Source organism: Candidatus Benthicola sp., from assembly GCF_058719085.1.
Genome location: NZ_JBZQEK010000028.1, coordinates 46449 through 63451, shown reverse-complemented (window position 1 = coordinate 63451; position 17003 = coordinate 46449). Strand labels below are relative to the sequence as shown.

General features: G+C 64.8%; 14 protein-coding genes and 1 rRNA gene. All 15 read left to right on the top strand.

The genetic code is table 11. The annotated features are described in order from the left end of the window. The first annotated feature begins 26 nt into the window (after positions 1 to 26). The 15 genes from rrf to AC36XV_RS02440 all read left to right on the top strand — a co-directional run bounded on the left by rrf (position 27) and on the right by AC36XV_RS02440 (position 16923). Positions 27 to 142: ribosomal RNA gene (gene rrf / locus AC36XV_RS02510) — 5S ribosomal RNA — on the top strand. A 147-nt stretch (positions 143 to 289) separates the two neighbouring features. Continuing rightward, entirely contained in the window at positions 290 to 709 is a 420-nt protein-coding gene (locus AC36XV_RS02505) for a hypothetical protein (RefSeq protein WP_492202095.1), read from the top strand. 51 nt (positions 710 to 760) lie between these two features. Next, complete coding sequence (era, locus tag AC36XV_RS02500; protein WP_492202094.1) at positions 761 to 1687, top strand: GTPase Era; 927 nt, start codon at positions 761 to 763, stop codon at positions 1685 to 1687. Beyond that, positions 1687 to 1854, top strand: a complete 168-nt coding sequence (locus AC36XV_RS02495; RefSeq protein WP_492202093.1) for a Trm112 family protein — start codon at positions 1687 to 1689, stop codon at positions 1852 to 1854. The genes era and AC36XV_RS02495 overlap by 1 nt, the downstream gene beginning before the upstream one ends. After that, positions 1835 to 2836, top strand: coding sequence for a PorV/PorQ family protein (locus tag AC36XV_RS02490; protein ID WP_492202092.1), 1002 nt, complete (start codon positions 1835 to 1837; stop codon positions 2834 to 2836). The genes AC36XV_RS02495 and AC36XV_RS02490 overlap by 20 nt, the downstream gene beginning before the upstream one ends. Before the next feature lie 15 nt (positions 2837 to 2851). Further along, positions 2852 to 4960, top strand: coding sequence for a ribonuclease R (gene rnr / locus AC36XV_RS02485; protein ID WP_492202091.1), 2109 nt, complete (start codon positions 2852 to 2854; stop codon positions 4958 to 4960). A 119-nt stretch (positions 4961 to 5079) separates the two neighbouring features. Continuing rightward, positions 5080 to 6187, top strand: a protein-coding gene (gene prfB / locus AC36XV_RS02480; RefSeq protein WP_492202090.1) for a peptide chain release factor 2 whose coding sequence is annotated in 2 segments (ribosomal slippage) — positions 5080 to 5145 and positions 5147 to 6187 — 1107 coding nt in all. Because the reading frame shifts where the segments join, the coding sequence is not laid out codon by codon here. A 2-nt stretch (positions 6188 to 6189) separates the two neighbouring features. Then, on the top strand, positions 6190 to 7752 hold the full coding sequence (lysS, locus tag AC36XV_RS02475) for a lysine--tRNA ligase (RefSeq protein WP_492202089.1): 1563 nt from the start codon (positions 6190 to 6192) through the stop codon (positions 7750 to 7752). Beyond that, entirely contained in the window at positions 7736 to 9019 is a 1284-nt protein-coding gene (locus tag AC36XV_RS02470) for an FtsX-like permease family protein (RefSeq protein ID WP_492202088.1), read from the top strand. The genes lysS and AC36XV_RS02470 overlap by 17 nt, the downstream gene beginning before the upstream one ends. Continuing rightward, positions 9012 to 9755 (top strand): ABC transporter ATP-binding protein, encoded by a 744-nt coding sequence (locus tag AC36XV_RS02465; RefSeq protein ID WP_492202087.1) that lies wholly within the window; start codon positions 9012 to 9014, stop codon positions 9753 to 9755. The genes AC36XV_RS02470 and AC36XV_RS02465 overlap by 8 nt, the downstream gene beginning before the upstream one ends. A gap of 73 nt (positions 9756 to 9828) precedes the next feature. Further along, positions 9829 to 10275, top strand: coding sequence for a UvrB/UvrC motif-containing protein (locus AC36XV_RS02460; protein WP_492202086.1), 447 nt, complete (start codon positions 9829 to 9831; stop codon positions 10273 to 10275). Further along, positions 10272 to 11411 carry an ATP--guanido phosphotransferase gene (locus AC36XV_RS02455; protein WP_492202085.1) on the top strand — a complete coding sequence of 380 codons (1140 nt, stop codon included), beginning with the start codon at positions 10272 to 10274 and terminating at the stop codon, positions 11409 to 11411. Before AC36XV_RS02460 ends, AC36XV_RS02455 begins: the two co-directional genes overlap by 4 nt. After that, on the top strand, positions 11411 to 13882 hold the full coding sequence (locus AC36XV_RS02450; RefSeq protein ID WP_492202084.1) for an ATP-dependent Clp protease ATP-binding subunit: 2472 nt from the start codon (positions 11411 to 11413) through the stop codon (positions 13880 to 13882). Before AC36XV_RS02455 ends, AC36XV_RS02450 begins: the two co-directional genes overlap by 1 nt. After that, on the top strand, positions 13879 to 16302 hold the full coding sequence (gene bamA / locus AC36XV_RS02445; protein WP_492202083.1) for an outer membrane protein assembly factor BamA: 2424 nt from the start codon (positions 13879 to 13881) through the stop codon (positions 16300 to 16302). The genes AC36XV_RS02450 and bamA overlap by 4 nt, the downstream gene beginning before the upstream one ends. A gap of 51 nt (positions 16303 to 16353) precedes the next feature. Beyond that, entirely contained in the window at positions 16354 to 16923 is a 570-nt protein-coding gene (locus AC36XV_RS02440) for an OmpH/Skp family outer membrane protein (protein ID WP_492202082.1), read from the top strand. Positions 16924 to 17003: the final 80 nt, after the last annotated feature.

The following is a 17003-nucleotide window of genomic DNA, read 5'->3' as shown; positions in this document are numbered from 1 at the left end:
GGCCATTCTCGGCGGCAGCGACAAGTGCCGGTGGTTCTCGCGAGGGGGATACACCTGGTCCCATCCCGAACCCAGCAGTTAAGCCCCTCAGCGCCGATGGTACTGCAGCCTCAGGCCGTGGGAGAGTAGGTCACCGCCGGCTCTACACACGAAGGCCCCACACGCACCAACCGCGTCGTGGGGCCTTCCACGTTCCTACAGGCCGTGGAATGGCTGTGCCCCGCGGAGGGTCCAATTTTGCGAGCGTGAGGGATCCTTCGTCTTTGGCACCGATGACCGGAGAAGAACCTTGTTTCGAAGCTTGCCCTTCGTCGTCATCGTGGGTCTGGCCCTGACTCAGCTTCCGACCGAGCTGCTGGCGCAGCGCCGGGCACCCGGCCCGCAGCCGATTCCCCTGGACAGCATCATGGCGGTGTACGGCGAGAGACTCGACCTGTCGGCGGAGCAGGCTTCCGACCTGCGCACCCTCCTCGACATCCAGGCCGATGAGACCCGATACCTGTTGGATCGGGCGCGAGAGGACGGACCGGACGCGATGCAGGGCCTGCGCTCCCAGCTCATGGAACTGAGGCGCGAAACCGACCTCCTGATCGAGGCCATCCTGACCGAGGACCAGGTCCCGGAATACAGGGAGATTCAGAAAGAACTCCGCGAGCAGGCGGCAAGCCGCGCGGCTCGCCGGCGGCCACCGTCACCCCCCGGATCATAGACCGACGTTGCCGAGGTTGTGGGGCGGCGGAACCGGCTTCAGCTTATACGAATGAGTGATGCGTCGACGTTCCCCGGGAGCGCGGAATTCCGTGCCGGGATCTGCGCCATTGTCGGACTTCCCAACGTGGGAAAATCCACGCTGCTGAACGGCCTGATCGGCCAGCGCCTCAGCATCGTGACGCACAAGGCCCAGACCACCCGTCAGCGTCTTCTCGGTATCTACTCGGACGACGGGCACCAGGCGGTGTTCGTCGACACGCCCGGGCTCCTCGAGCCTCGCTATCCCTTGCATGAGGCGATGCAGGCGGAGATCGGCCGGGCCACGACCGATGCCGACGTGCTCGTGTACGTCGTGGATGTCGGCTGGCCGCCGAGCGTGTCGCATGCCGTTGCCTTCCACCCACCCGCCGGTGTCCCGACGGTTCTGTGTCTCAATAAGGCGGATCGCATCAACGGTCCCGAGCTCGCCACGCTGCGTTCCTCCCTGGAGGTTGGGGATGCATGGACCGAGATCGTCCCGACTCAGGCGGTCACCGGCGCAGGCGTCGATGACCTCCGCTCTCGAATCCTCTCTCTCCTGCCTCCTCACCCGCCTTTCTATCCGGTGGATCAGATCGCGACGGCACCTCTTCGGTTCTTCGCGGCGGAGCTGATTCGTGAAACCTGCTTCGAGGAGCTGCAGGAGGAGCTTCCCTACGCGACGGCCGTGGAGGTGGAGTCGTTCCGCGAGGCGGAGGATCCGGTCTATATCGCGGCGCTGATTCACGTGGAGCGCGACTCACAGAAGGGCATGGTGATCGGGAAGGGCGGAAGGATGATACGGAGCATCGGCTCCTCCTCCCGCCGAAAGATCGAGAGCCTGCTGGAGCGGCGCGTCTACCTGGACCTCAAGGTGAAGGTGAAGCCCAACTGGCGACGAAGTCGGGGCCAACTTAAGCTGTTCGGATACGATCTTCCCCCGGCCCGAGGAGAGTGATGGCCGTCGACCCTGGATTGCTGGCAATCCTCGTGTGCCCGAAGTGCAAGGGCGAGCTCGAGTACCACGAGAAGGAGCAGACACTGACCTGTCACAGTTGCCGGCTGCGCTATCGGATCGAAGACGACATTCCCGTCATGTTGATCGATGAAGCTGAGGCGCTGTAGTCTCGCTCTGACGTTTCTCGTCGTCACGTTCTTCCATCCCGCCCTCGCTCAGGATCCATCCGGCACCGTCCTCCGAGACCAGTCTTCCACCCGTGAGACGGCTCGTTTTCTACTCGCTCCAGTGGGCGCACGAGCCGTGGGTCTGGCAGGCGCGGTCACGGCTTCCTCCTCGGACGTCGAAGGGGTTTTGTGGAATCCCGCGTCGACGGCCGGCGTGCAGCGTTCCACGGCCTTCTTTCACCTGTCGAACGACTTCGGAACCGCCAGTCAGGTACTCGGGTTTCTGGGACGCTGGCAGGAGCTGCGAATCGGGCTGACCTACTACCACTTCGACCTGGGCTCGGTGGAGGCCAGGAGCGAATTGAACGAGGATCTCGGGACTCTGGCGCTGGACGACGATGCCCTGATCCTGACCGGCGGCTATGCGCTGTCCCCGGAGATCCAGGTCGGGCTGAACTCGAAGCTTGTCCGACTCTCGACCGGCTGCTCGGGCGAGTGTGATTCCTTCGATGGCCGCAGCCTCGGTTTCGCCATCGACCTGGGGGCCGTGGCCCGCGTGCGGGCGGTTCGCGGGCTCTCGGTCGGGTTGCTGCTCCGAAATCTGGGACCGGGCATTCGGATCGCGGGCGCCAGCACGAGCGACCCCATGCCCTCCCGGTTGAGGTTCGGGGCCTCTCTCGATGCCACGCGGGCCTTCTTCCCCCACGAAGATCGGTTCAGCGTGGTCGTGCAGGGTGACCTTCAGCAGACCGTGACGGAGTTCGACGATCTCGACGGGTACCTCGGCGCCGAGGCTTCTCTTCGGGGTATCCTGTATGTCAGGGGGGGATACGCATGGACCGCCGCGGGCCGACAGGGTGCGGCTCTCGGCGTCGGCCTTCGTTACGATCGACTGGTCGTCGATATCGGCCGGGCCTTCAACGATTTCTCGAGCTTCGACTCCGATTCTCCCTTCCAGCTTTCCCTCGCATTCGCCTTCTGACGCCGTGCAGTAGACATGTCCTCGATTCCCGATCGTGAAGCCATCGTCCGGGCCCTCGAAGAGAGCTCCCGGGGACCTCTTACGGCCCGAGAGCTCTCCCGTCATCTGAAGGTCGACCCGCACTCCTATCGCGCCTTCCGGCGGCGCCTCCGGGAGATGGAGCGCGACGGGGAGCTGTTTCGAAAGAGGAAGGGACGCTGGGCGCTCCCTGCCAGTCTCCAGATCATCACGGGGGTGGTGGACATGACCCGGTCGGGAGACGGGTTCGTGATTCCCGACACGGCGGGCGCGGATGATGTCTTCGTGCCCGGAAGGCACCTCGGGTCGGCCGTGGATGGAGATCGGGTCGCGGTCCGTGTGGAGCGGCATCGGCCGGGGCGCAATCCAGAGGGTCGACTCGTTCGGGTTCTCGAGCGCGCCTGGACTCAGGTGGTCGGCATCTACCATCAGCGCAAGGGCTTCGGGCTCGTAATTCCTCAGGAGCCTCCGCTTCGGGCCGAGGTGTTCGTTCCCCCCGACCGTCGCTCCGGCGCCGGCGAGGGAGACCTCGTTCTCGTGATCATCGAGGATTGGGGTGGCGAGGAGGTGCGACCGGTGGGGGCGGTTCACTCCGTACTCGGTCGGCCAGGGGACCCGGGGCTCGATGTTCTGGCCATCGTCCTCGGGCACCAGCTGCCGACGGAGTTTCCGTCCGCGGTCACCGACGAGGCAGAGAGGATCGGTAGACGGGGTGTCCGGCCCGAGGACCTCGAGGGAAGGGTGGACTTCCGTGAAGTGATCAGCTTCACCATCGATCCGGAGGACGCTCGGGATCACGATGATGCGCTGTCGTTCGAGCGACGAGAGGGGAAGTTCCGGATCGGCGTACACATCGCCGATGTCAGCTGGTATGTGAAGGACGGGAGCACCATCGATCGCGAGGCCCGGGACCGAGGCACGAGCGTGTACCTGGTGGATCGCGTCCTTCCCATGCTGCCAGAGCCCCTGTCCGCAGAGCTCTGCTCCCTCGTACCCGGCGAAGATCGACTGACTCTTTCGGTGGTTCTCGAGTTCGATGAAAAGCTCGAACTGACAGACCGACACGTTGTCCGTGGCATCATACGGAGCCGCCACGCGCTCTCCTACCAGCAGGCCCAGACCCTGCTCGAGGCGAGCGGGAGCGACGTCGAGGACCCGCTCCTTACGGACGCGCTCCAAAATGTGGCCGAAGTCGCCCGCAAGGTCCGCCGTTCCCGCCTGGCAGCCGGGGCCATCGACTTCGCCATCCCGGAAGCTCGAGTCGTGCTCGACACCGAAGGGGAGCCCCTGGAGATCCGACCCCGAGAACGACTCGAGGCCCATCGGATCATCGAGGACCTCATGATCCTGGCCAACGAGACCGTTGCGGGCATCGGAATCGAGCAGGGCCTGCCCCTGATCTTCCGCATCCACGAGCCCCCGGACCCGGATCGGATACAGAACCTGCGCGAGCTCGGCGGTCTCTTCGGCCTTTCTCTGCCCGCGGGCGACGTTCGACCGCACGACCTGGCCGACCTGGTGACACAGGCACGGGGAAAGGACTACGAATACCTGATCTCCTCCGTCACGCTCCGCGCCATGAAGCGAGCACGCTATTCGGTGGACAACGTGGGACACTTCGGGCTCGCCTCGGACGCGTACGTGCACTTCACCTCACCGATCCGTCGATATCCGGATCTGACCGTACACCGGGAGCTCGTCCGATGGATGAAAACGGGAGCCGGCGGGGCGACTCGCGATTCCAAGGACGTCGCGCGGCATTCTTCCGAGATGGAGAAGAGGGCCCAGGAGGCGGAACGCGAATCCGTCGAGGTGAAGACCATTCGGTATATGGAACGCCACCTGGGTGATGTGTTCGAGGGCACGATCAGTGGTGTGACCGGATTCGGGCTCTTCGTCTCCCTGGACCGTGTGCTCGTCGAGGGGCTGATTCGACTCAGCTCGCTCGACGACGACTACTACCGGTACGACGAGGAGTCACATGCGGTGACCGGGCGCCGCACCCGACGCAGATACCGCCTCGGAGACCGCATCGAAGTGCAGGTCGTGAGAGTCGACGCGGAAAGCCGCTCCATCGACCTCGTACAGGTCGGCCGATCTGCTTGACCCCGGGTATTCCCGCCATTACACTCGCCGCGACGGGGTCTTCCGCCGGAGCGGGAACCCCGTCTTGACGCACGGAGTCAAGGGATCGACGTCCCGGAGCAACGGGCAGGAGAGCGGACATGGCCGTATCCGACACGAAGGTCGAGAGAATCGAGGGACTGCGAGAGCGTCTCGACGACTTGAGGAGGTTTCTTTGACCTCGACGCGAGGGAGGGCGTGCTCGCCGAGCTCGAGGATAAGATGGCTCAACCCGGTTTCTGGGATCACCCGGACGCCGCGAGGGAGGTCATAGATCGAGCCAACGCCATCAAGGCGTGGAGCGAACCGTGGGCTGACCTGGCCGACCGGCTCGAGGACCTGGAACAGCTGATCCTCCTGCTGGCGGAAGCCGAGGACGAGGATCTGGCCGCGGAGCTGGAGCGCGAGTCGGAGGCGGTCGACGAGGAGCTGGCCGACCTGGAGGTCCGAAACATGCTCCGCGGGCCCGATGCCCACCGATCGGCCATCCTCACGGTACATCCGGGTGCCGGTGGCACGGAGTCCCAGGACTGGGCGGAGATGCTGCTCCGCATGTATGCCCGATATGCAGAGCGGAGGGGCTACAAGGTCGAGGTGCTCGAGCTGCAGCCGGGAGAGGAAGCGGGCATCAAGTCCGCCACTCTGGAGATCACGGGGGATCACGCGTTCGGATACCTGGGCGCCGAGACCGGTGTGCACCGACTGGTGCGGATTTCGCCCTTCGACGCGCAGGGCCGGCGTCATACCTCCTTCGCTTCCGTGTTCGTGTATCCGGTCGTGGATGACGACGTCGAGATCGAGATCGACGAATCCGACCTCAGGATCGACACCTACCGGGCCTCGGGTGCAGGCGGGCAGCACGTGAACAAGACGGATTCCGCCGTGCGGATCACCCACGAACCGACCGGCATCGTCGTCTCCTGTCAGCAGGAGAGAAGTCAACACAAGAACCGCGCGAAGGCGATGAAGATGCTCCAGGCGGCGCTCTACCAGCGGGCCATGGAGGAGAAGGAGGCCGAGCGTCAGGCCCTGGAGGATTCCAAGACGGACATCGCATGGGGGAATCAGATCCGGTCGTACGTCCTCCAGCCTTACACCATGGTCAAGGACCACCGGACGGACACCGAGGCCGGAAACGCCGACGGTGTGCTCGATGGAGACATTCACCGCTTCATCGAGGCCTTCCTCCGCCTGAAGGGAGCCAGTTGAGCATGCCTTCGGACGACACCAGCGGCCTGCGGGACGGCCTCCCCATCGGGGAGTGGTACAGCGCTCCGGAGCGTCCGAAGCCGGTTCGGGACCGTTTCGGGAAGCTGAAGAAGCTGCGGGAGCTCGGAGTGGCTCCGTACGCCTATTCCTTCGCGCCCTCGGCCGATCTCTCCGACGCGCTGGCGAGCTTCAAGGACGGGGACGAACCGGTCGAGGTCAAGGTGGCCGGCCGCCTGGAATCTCTGCGGGACATGGGAAAGAGCGCCTTCGGCCACATCGCCGATCGGGATGGTCGCCTGCAGGTCTATCTCAAGCGGGACGAGCTCTCGGAGATCGACCGCGAGGTCTCGCACCTTCTCGATCTGGGGGACTGGGTCGGGGTTCATGGCGAGCTCTTCAGGACCCGCACCGGTGAGATCACGGTGCGCGCGCGATCGCTCGAGCTGCTGGCCAAGTCCATGCGCCCTCTGCCTCAGGGCAAGGTGGAGGTGACCGAGGATGGCGACACCGTCGTTCACAGCGGTTTTGCCGACGTGGAGAGCCGGTATCGTCAGCGCTACGCGGACCTCGCCGTGAACCCCGACGTGCGCTCGGTGTTCGCCACCCGTGCCCGGGTGATCTCGGCGCTGCGGCTTCGACTGGACTCGGAGGGCTACCTGGAGGTGGAAACCCCGATCCTGCAACCGCTCTACGGAGGCGCGTTCGCGCGACCCTTCACGACGCACCACAACAGCCTCGATCGCACGTTGTACCTCCGGATCGCGGACGAGCTCTATCTCAAGAGACTCATCGTGGGCCAGCTCGACCGGGTGTACGAGATCTCCAAGAACTTCCGAAACGAGGGCCTCGACCGCACGCACAACCCCGAGTTCACCATGCTCGAGCTCTACCGGGCCTACGCCGACTATCAAACGATGATGGATACGGCCGAGGAGCTGATCACCCACGCCGCACACGAGGCCATCGGGACGCTCCAGGTCAGCTACGACGGCCACCAGGTAGACCTGTCCCGGCCCTGGACCCGGGTGCCCTTCTTCGAGGCGATCGAGAACTTCGCCGGGTTCGACGCACGTTCGGCGGATACCGACGAGCTCAGGCGACGAGTGGCCTCCTCCGGGCGGGACGACGCGGGTGATCTGTCGCGCACGAAGCTGCTCGACGTGGTCTTCTCGGAGTGGGTGGAGCCGGAGCTCGTGAACCCGACGATCGTCTACGACTATCCGATCGAGATGAGCCCGCTCGCGAAGCCGAAGCGAGGTGACCCCGAGCTCGCCGAGAGGTTCGAGGTCATCGTGGCGGGGACCGAACTGGTGAACGCGTTCAGCGAGCTCAACGATCCGATCGACCAGTGGGAGCGGTTCGCCGCGCAGGCCGCGGACCGAGCCGCGGGCGACGAGGAGGCCCAGGGAATCGATGAAGACTACGTCCGAGCGCTGGAGTACGGCCTCCCGCCGACCGGCGGTCTCGGGCTGGGCATCGACCGCCTCGTGATGCTGCTCACGAATCGACCGACCATCCGGGAAGTGATCCTGTATCCGATCCTGAGGAATGATGAAGCGGACTGACGGGGGACCGACGGCGAGATCGGACCGGGCTCTGCACTGGTTCATCGCGAGGCGCTATCTGTCCAGCCGCCGGGGCAGGGGATTCCTGTCGCTCATCACGCTCATCGCGATCGGAGGCGTCTCGGTCGGAGTCATGGCCCTCATCGTCGTGATCGGCGTGATGTCGGGACTTCAGACGGATCTGAGGGAGAAGATCCTCGGCGCGAACGCGCACGGGATGGTTCTGGAGATCGGCGAGTCCGTCCGCATGGAGAGCTGGGAGTCCGTGCTCCGCCGGGTAACCGAGGACGAGGACGTCGTCGGCGCGGCCCCGTTCATATACACCGAGGTAGGCCTGAACGTCCCGGGAGGCAGCTATTCCGAAGGGGCCGTCCTCCGGGGCGTGGCGAACGACTCGGTCTCGCTCTCGATCACCGAGGTGGACGAACACCTCACGTCGGGCGCCATGCCCTTCGGCGAGACGGAGTCCGGACGGCCCGGGATCGTGCTCGGCAGCACGCTGGCCGATCGGCTCAACCTGTATCCCGGCAAGACGGTGACGGTGGTTTCCTTCCAGGGAGCAGAGCTCACCCCGACCGGGATCCAGCCGCAGATGCGCCTGTACGAGGTCACCGGCATCTTCGAGACGGGGCTGTACCAGTACGACACCAAGTTCGCCTACGTGGAGCTCGAATCGGCTCAGACGCTGCTCAGGATGGGACGGGCCGTGACGGGAGTCGAGTTCAACGTCCGTGACCCGTGGCACAGCGCCGAGGTCGCGGCCCGCCTCCGGGATTCGCTCGGCTTCCCCTACTCGGTGGATGACTGGCAGCGCCAGAACGCGAGCCTCTTCTCGGCTCTGAAGCTCGAGAAGTTCGCGATGGGGATCATCCTTCTGCTCATCGTGCTGGTCGCCTCGTTCAATATCGTCTCGACCCTGATCATGGTCGTGACCGACAAGGTTCGGGAGATCGGGATCATGCGAGCCATGGGTCTGACCGCTTCCGGCATCACGAAGGTCTTCGTCCTTCAAGGTGTCGTGATCGGACTGGTCGGCACCACCGTGGGCACGGCCCTTGGTCTTTCGCTCTCGTGGCTGCTGGACCGTTACCAGTTCATCGAGCTGCCGGGGGACGTCTACTTCATCGACCATCTGCCCGTCGACACCAACCTCCTCGACGTCGGCCTCATCGTGGCAGCCTCTCTGTCCATCGCCTTCATCGCCACGATCTACCCGGCACGACGCGCCGCCGAGTACACGCCGGTAGAGGCCATTCGTCATGAATAGCCTCCCCGGAGCGAGCACCACCGATGTTTCCGCGGTTCGAGCCACCTCGGTGGAGCGGGATTTCGACGGTGCGGACGGCCGTTTGATCCGCGTGCTGCGAGGCGTCGACCTCGACCTGGACAGGGGAGAGACCGTGGCGATCGTCGGTCCGAGCGGATCGGGCAAGTCGACTCTCCTCCACATTCTCGGCGGACTTGATCTTCCCACCACCGGAACGGTGCACCTCGGAGGTCGGGATCTCGCCAATCTGGATGACATGGAACTGGCCCGCATTCGAAATCGCTTCGTCGGCTTCGTGTTCCAGTTCCATCATTTGTTGAGGGATTTCACCGCGCTCGAGAACGTGATGATGCCTCAGCTCATCGCCGGCACCCCCCGCCCGGCTGCTCGCTCCAGGGCCCTCGAGCTCCTGGACCAGGTCGGACTGGCCGACCGGGCCGGGCACGTTCCCGCCAAGCTGTCGGGCGGAGAGCAGCAGCGCGTGGCCGCCGCACGAGCGCTCGTGAACGAGCCCCCGCTGCTCCTGGCGGATGAACCCTCGGGGAACCTGGACCTGGAGACGAGCGAGGTCCTCCACGACGTCCTCTTCGATCTCGTGAAGGATCACGGTACGGCCATGGTGGTCGTCACACACAACCAGGCGCTGGCGGCACGCACGGATCGGATCTTGCGGCTCACCGGGGGGTTGCTGGAGGTTATGGCTGAGGGTGAGCACGAGCGAGGACCGGGGGACTGAACGAGCCATGCGGTGCGATGACTGCGAAAACAGTGAGGCCGAGGTTCATCTGACCGCGGTGGAGGCCGACGAGATGAAGTCGCTCCACCTGTGTCCGGCGTGTGCCGCGCGCCGTGGCTTTCCGACGGAGGCGGGGGACACGACCTCGGACAGTCACCCGCCTCTCGTGGACTTCCTGGCCCAGCTCGGGGCCGCCGGCCCGGCGACCCCGGCGCCCGCCGTCAGCGAGCCCTGCCCCTTCTGCGGCACCTCCACGGCCGATTTCCGCAAGACCGGACGGGTGGGCTGCTCCCAGTGTTACGTGCACTTCGAGGCCCAGCTGCGAGGCCTTCTGAGACGCATCCACGGATCGGCGCAACATGCCGGAAAACTCTACCTCAGTGAGACCTCGGATATCTCGGATCGCTTGGGGCGCATCTCGTCCATGAAGCGACGCATGCGTCGGGCGATCGAGGCCGAAGACTTCGAGACTGCTGCCGACCTCAGGGATCGCATCCACGAGCTGGAGCTCAAGGAGTGATCACGGTCGAAGCTCCGATCGCTGATCTGGGACTCGATTGGGTCCACGGAGGAGATGAGGCGGAGATCGTCCTCTCCTCCAGGGTCCGGGTCGCTCGCAACCTCCAGGGATTTCCGTTTCCCGGCAGAGCGGGGCCCGAAGAGAGGCAGGAAGTACTCGATCGGGTGCGCGTCGCAGCGGACCGACTGGAGGCACTGGACGGAGGATACGGCTGGAACGTGGGATCCCTGGATCCGATGGATCGTCAGATCCTGATCGAGAGGAGGCTCGCCAGCCGGGACCTGATGGATGACCGATCGGGCGGCGGGGCGGCAGCACTGATGCTGGCCTCCGACGCTTCGAGCGGCCTGATGGTGAACGAGGAGGACCATCTCCGCCTCCAATCGCTCCTCGGAGGGCTCGAGCTCCGGTCGGCGTGGCGCCGGGTCGATCGTCTCGACGAAGAGATCGGCAGCCTGGTTCCCTATGCCTACCACCATCAGTTCGGCTTCCTGACCGCGTGTCCGACCAACGTAGGCACGGGACTTCGGGCGTCAGTCCTGTTGCACATCCCCGGCCTCGTTCTCACGAAGGAGATCTCCAGGGTGCTGGAGGGGATCTCCCAGGTGGGGCTGACGTACCGCGGACTGTACGGCGAGGGATCGGAGGTGGTCGGAAACTGCTTCCAGATCTCCAACCAGACGACCCTCGGAAAGACGGAAGACGACCTCATCGACCACCTGGAACGTGTGGCTGGAAAGGTCATCGAGTACGAGAGGAGCGCCCGCACCGTGCTCCTCCGCGAGGCCCCTTCCGTCCTCGAAGACAAAGTCTGGCGAGCCTACGGAATCCTCCGCAACGCACGCAGTCTGGGCCTCGAGGAAATGATGAACCTGCTGTCGGGCGTCCGGCTCGGCGCGTCTCTGAAACTATTGAAATCACCGAGGGTAGAGACGCTCAACGAGATGCTTGTCCGTGGGCAGATCGCACATCTCGAGCGTGCGGCGGGCGCGTCGTTGAGCGAATCGGACGCGGATGTCTGTCGCGCGACCTTCGTCAGGGATAAGCTAGCGAGCGACGAGCGGCCGGCCGCCGAGGCCTCCGCAGACGGATCCAGTGACACGACGGCGGTCGATGGACCGCCCTCGGGGGGTTGATGAATTACAACTTCACCGATCGGGTGAGAAAAGTGCTTGCGATGGCGCGCGAGGAAGCCGTGCGCCTCCAGCACGACTACGTGGGTACGGAGCATATTCTCCTGGGCTTGATCCGCGAGGGAGACGGGGTCGCGGCCGAAGTGCTGCGCAACCTCGCTGCGGATCTGGACGAGCTTCTGAGGCTGGTGGAAGAGAACGTCCGGCCCGGGAAGGCATCGGCCTCGATCGGCGAACTGCCGTATACGACGCGGGCCAAGAAGGTGCTGGAGTACGCCATGGCCGAAGCCCGCGAGCTGAACCACAGCTACGTGGGAACCGAGCACCTGCTCCTCGGCTTGCTGCGAGAGGAGAAGGGACTGGCGGCCAAGGTTCTCGGGGAACTCGGGATCGGCCTGGACGAAGCGAGGGCCGAGATGCTAAAGCTCCTCGGCACCGAGTCGCCCGCCGCCGAGCCGGGCGCGGCGGCGCCGGGCCCGTCCACCCGTGGCGACTCGAAGTCGAAGACGCCCGCTCTGGACCACTTCTGCCGGGACCTGACGGAGCTGGCTCACGAAGGGGTGCTCGACCCGACGATCGGCCGCCAGGCCGAAATCGAACGGGTCATGGAAGTGCTGTCGCGCCGGAAGAAGAACAATCCGGTCCTGATCGGAGAGCCCGGTGTCGGAAAGACGGCGATCGTCGAGGGTCTCGCCCAGAAGATCGATCGCGGGGACGTGCCGGACAGCCTCAAGGACCACAGGGTTCTCGCACTCGACATGGCCGCCGTCATCGCGGGAACGAAGTACCGCGGCCAGTTCGAAGAGCGCCTCAAGGCCATCGTGAACGAGATCTCGCAGAACGAGGGCGTCATTCTCTTCATCGATGAGCTGCACACGCTGGTCGGCGCCGGGGCGGCCGAGGGTGCAATCGACGCGTCCAACATGCTGAAGCCGGCACTCGCGCGTGGCGAGCTGCAGTGTGTCGGCGCTTCGACGCTCAACGAGTACAGGAAGCACATCGAGAAGGACGGCGCGCTCGAGCGGCGCTTCCAGACCGTGATCGTCGAGGCCCCCTCGGTGGAAGAGACCTTCGAGATCCTCAAGGGGCTTCGAAAGCACTACGAGGACCATCACAACGTCACGGTTCCCGACAGTTCGCTTGAAGCGGCTGCGAAGCTGGCCGACCGCTACATCACGGACCGCTTCCTTCCCGACAAGGCGATCGATGTGATCGACGAGGCCGGGGCCCGCTCGCGGCTCGGCGCGCAGGTTCCGCCCCCGGAAGTGCAGAAGCTCCAGGAGGAGATGGAAGAGCTGGCCGGCCGCAAGGACGAAGCGATCCGGGACCAGGACTTCGAGCGGGCGGCCATGCTCAGGGACCGGGAGAAAGAGCTCCTGTCCGAGATCCGGCGCACTCGGGAGGAGTGGGAGAAACAGCAACGCGAGATGCGCCCCGTGGTCACCGAGGAGGAAATTGCCTTCATCGTCTCCCGGTGGACGGGAATCCCGGTCAGCCGCCTGAGGGAGGAGGAGACCCAGCGCCTTCTCCGGATGGAGGAGGAACTGCACGAGAGCGTCGTCGGCCAGCACGAGGCGATCGAGGCGATCAGCCGGGCGATCCGGCGCACTCGGGCCGGTCTCAAGGATCCGGACCGCCCGATCGGGTCCTTCGTGTTCTGCGGACCGACCGGGGTCGGCAAGACGGAGTTGGCCCGACAGCTCGCCCGCTTCCTGTTCGCCGACGAGCAGGCGTTGATACGGGTCGACATGTCCGAGTACATGGAGAAGTTTTCCGTCAGCCGACTGATCGGGGCCCCTCCCGGCTACGTGGGGTACGAGGACAGCGGCGCGCTGACCAAGGCCGTGCGGAGGCGACCGTACGCCGTGGTGCTTCTGGATGAGATCGAGAAGGCACACCCGGACGTCTTCAACATCCTGCTCCAGGTTCTGGACGAGGGGCGGCTCACGGACAACTACGGTCGCGTGATCGACTTCAAGAACACGGTCCTCATCATGACCTCGAACGTGGGGGCGCGGGAAATCGCCTCGACTTCGAATCTGGGATTCGACACGGGTGAATCGGAGGTCCAGTACGATCGCATGGCGGAAAAGGTCAAGGACGAGGTCAACCGTACCTTCACGCCGGAGTTCCTCAACCGACTCGATGAGGTCATCGTCTTCCACCCGCTGACCCGCGAACAGATCGGCGAGATCGTGCACATCATGATCCGCGATGTGCAGAAGCGACTCGCGGAAGAAGAGCTCACGTTGACGCTATCCGGGGAGGCCGTGGAATTCCTGGTCGAGCGCGGATATGATACCAAGTTTGGAGCGCGGCCGTTGAAGCGGACGATACAACGGTACATCGAGGACGCGCTCTCGGAGAAGATCCTGATGGCCGAGTTCGCGCCCGGAGACGAGATCATGGTCGAGCGGGCAAAGGACTCGGAGAGCCTGGAATTCAAAGCGGCATCGCATACATCCGCCAAGTGAGATACAGTCGAATCGCAGTCGGGCTCGTGGCCCTCGCCGCCCTGCACACGGCGAGGGTCGCTCCTTTGTTGGGGCAGGAGGAGCCGCTCTCCGTCACCGTGGACAGCATCGTGGTCCGGGGCCAGTCACGGTATTCCGCCGAGGGCATTCAGCGCATCGCGGAGATCCGCGTCGGCGAAACGGTGAACGGCCCGATCATCCAGGCCGCCATCCAGAGGCTCTTCGCTACGGGCGAGTTTTCCGACGTCCGGGTCCGGGTCACACCGTATACGCCAGCGATCTTCTACATCGAGGTGGTAGAGCGGCCCCTGGTGGGCTCGTATCGTTTCGAGGGAATGCAGCACGCCGATCAGGGCACGGTCGTCGACACCGTGGGCCTGATCGGGGGCGCGGCTCTCGACCCCGCCAAGATCGTCCGGGCTCGCACCATGATCCGCAAGTTGCTCGGGCAGGAGGGATTTCCTCAGGCCGAAGTGGATACGACGCTCGCCCCGGATCCGAGCGGACTGGATCAGCTCGAGGTCACTTTTCAGGTGAACGAGGGTCCCCGGCTGGCGCTCGCCCGGGTCGAGATCGTGGGGAACGAGGCGCTGACGGACCCGGAAGTCCGCGCCGCGATGACGACGGCGGAGGAAGGCTTCTTCTGGTTCTCGCCCGGGGAACTACGCCGGGAGGAGTACCGGCTGGATCTGACGGAGAACATCCCCGCCGTTTACGGGGAGCTGGGATACATCGACCTCGAGGTGCTGGGTGATACCATCGTGGTGGATACCCTGACGGGAAAGGGGATCATACAGATCCGCGTCCGGGAGGGCGCCCAGTATCTGGTCCGCTCCTTTCAGATCGATGGAAACCGCCGTTTCCCGGCCTCACAGCTGAACGAGTACTATCCGCCGGCAAGCGATGGAAAGCTGGACCCGGAGCGCCTGGCGGCCGGAGACCTCCCCCCCTTCGACCAGACCGCTTTCGAACAGGCGGCCCTGGACATCGGCAATCTCTACCGCGATGCGGGGTACCTGCAGGCGAGGGTGATCCCTGACGTGGTCCGACACCCGCCGGATTCGGCCGGTGCGAAGCCCACCGTCGACGTTACTCTGCAAATCATCGAGGGCAATCCGGCCTATATCCGCACCGTATCCATCGTGGGCAACGACTATACCCACGATCGGGTCATCCGGAAGATCCTGCTCACGCTCCCGGGAGACATCTACTCCCAGCAGCGCCTGATCCAGAGCGTCCGGAACATCCAGTCCCTGGGTTTCTTCGAGACCCTTCCGCCGGATGAGGCGATCGAGATCAACCCCCGTGAGGATGGGGACATCGACATCGTGTACCGGGTCAAGGAGAAGCAGACCGGAAACGTCAACTTCGGCATGTCGGCCGCCGCGGCCACCGGACTGGCCGGCTTCATCGGCTACGATCAGCCGAACCTGTTCGGTCAGGCCAAGATCGGGCATTTCCGCTGGCTCTTCGGCGCACGCACCCAGGACATCGAAGTCAGCTACACGGACCCGGAGCTGCTCGGAACCCAGTACAGCGGCACCATCGGGTTGCAGAGTTCGCGCGACCGATTTCAGACGTTCAACCTCGGGACCCGGCGAAGGACCGGTGGGTTCGTCGAGTTCGGATTTCCGCTGTTTCGGTTCCGCGTCCGATCCATGAGGCTCTACGTCGGGTACTCTCTGTTCGAGGAGGACGTGAGCGACCTGGATGCGTTCGGGCTCGGGCCGAGCGCGCAGGGACTGATCACGCAGGGAACCCGGAGCACCATATCGGCCCGCATCGTACGGGACACCCGGGAGGGCGGCCTGTTTCCGACCGGAGGGAACCGCAACCAGATCGCGTTCCGAAAGACGGGCGGTTGGCTGGGAGGAGACGGTGACTACAACACGTGGATCTTCGACAGTGACTGGTTCTCGCGTGTCGCGCAGTTTGGCGGTGGGCCGGGCAAGGTCCCGATCGAGGTCGTGGCAGGCCTGAACTTCAAGGCCGGATTGATCTTCGGGGACAATCCGTTCTACGTGGAGCGGTATTATGTGGGCGGCACGCAGGTCGGGCAGCGCCTGAGGGGTTACGAAGAGGCCACGGTGACTCCGAACGGCCATATACCCAGGGACGATCCCCTCGTCAACAGCCTTGCCCGGGTAGGCCAGGCCTATTTCGTGACGTCGGCATCGCTCGGTCTCAAGCTGACGGACAATATATTCGCGAGTACATTCGTGGACGCCGGGAACCTCTGGGCCACGGCGTCCCAATTCAATCCCACGGACCTCCTGGTGGGGGCCGGAGTAGGGGTAAGCCTGGTAACGCCGTTCGGCCCGATCGGCCTGGACTATGCGTACGGTTTCGACCGACGCGACATTCTGGGACGGCCGGATCCGGGCTGGCAGTTGCACTTCAGATTCGGACAGCTCTTCTGAGCCATTTGGAAGCGAACCGCAATTCAGTTCATCGGAAGGAGAGTAGACGATATGGCCCTGACACGTTGGGTTCCCCTCGCCGGCCTGTTGCTGGCGTTCTCCGCCTCTGTTGCGTGGGCCCAGGGTTCGCCCCCGGCCGGAACGCCGGTGGTATACGTCCGTGGCCAGGCGATCCTGCAGGCGGCACCGGGCGCCGCTGAGGCCGCTCGCACCTTCGAGCGCGAACTGGCCGACATGAGGACGGAGCTCCAGGAGCAGGCCGCCGCCGTGGACTCGATGCTCCAGGACTACCAGCGGCAGGAGGTTCTGCTGAGCCCTCAGGCCAAAGAAGCCAAGCAACAGGAGATCCTGGACCGCCGGAACCGGCTTCAGCAGCGCCAGGGAGAGATGGACTCCCAGGCGCAACAGCGGCAGCAGGAACTGCTGGGCCCGATCCTGGAGCGAGTAGGGAACGTGATCGAGCAGATCCGGTCGCAGAATCGATACTCGATCGTGCTCGACGCCTCGAAGGAGGGCCTCGTCGCCGCGGACACCGCACTGGACATCACGGACACGGTTCTCGAGCGACTCGGGGTGGAGCCGGTGCCTGCGCCGGCCGGCGCCGAGACACCTCAACCGTAAGTACCCGGGCCGGAGCGGAGAAGTGTCCCCCTCCGCTCCGGCGCCCCCCCGGCTTCTCCCCCCGGGTCGGGGCAACCTGC

Excerpts from the sequence above, each read along its gene's own strand:
- era (WP_492202094.1), top strand. The coding sequence starts at position 761 with ATGAGTGATGCGTCGACGTTCCCCGGGAGCGCGGAATTCCGTGCCGGG.
- AC36XV_RS02495 (WP_492202093.1), top strand. The coding sequence starts at position 1,687 with ATGGCCGTCGACCCTGGATTGCTGGCAATCCTCGTGTGCCCGAAGTGC.
- AC36XV_RS02490 (WP_492202092.1), top strand. The coding sequence starts at position 1,835 with ATGAAGCTGAGGCGCTGTAGTCTCGCTCTGACGTTTCTCGTCGTCACG.
- rnr (WP_492202091.1), top strand. The coding sequence starts at position 2,852 with ATGTCCTCGATTCCCGATCGTGAAGCCATCGTCCGGGCCCTCGAAGAG.
- lysS (WP_492202089.1), top strand. The coding sequence starts at position 6,190 with ATGCCTTCGGACGACACCAGCGGCCTGCGGGACGGCCTCCCCATCGGG.
- AC36XV_RS02470 (WP_492202088.1), top strand. The coding sequence starts at position 7,736 with ATGATGAAGCGGACTGACGGGGGACCGACGGCGAGATCGGACCGGGCT.
- AC36XV_RS02465 (WP_492202087.1), top strand. The coding sequence starts at position 9,012 with ATGAATAGCCTCCCCGGAGCGAGCACCACCGATGTTTCCGCGGTTCGA.
- AC36XV_RS02460 (WP_492202086.1), top strand. The coding sequence starts at position 9,829 with ATGAAGTCGCTCCACCTGTGTCCGGCGTGTGCCGCGCGCCGTGGCTTT.
- AC36XV_RS02450 (WP_492202084.1), top strand. The coding sequence starts at position 11,411 with ATGAATTACAACTTCACCGATCGGGTGAGAAAAGTGCTTGCGATGGCG.
- AC36XV_RS02440 (WP_492202082.1), top strand. The coding sequence starts at position 16,354 with ATGGCCCTGACACGTTGGGTTCCCCTCGCCGGCCTGTTGCTGGCGTTC.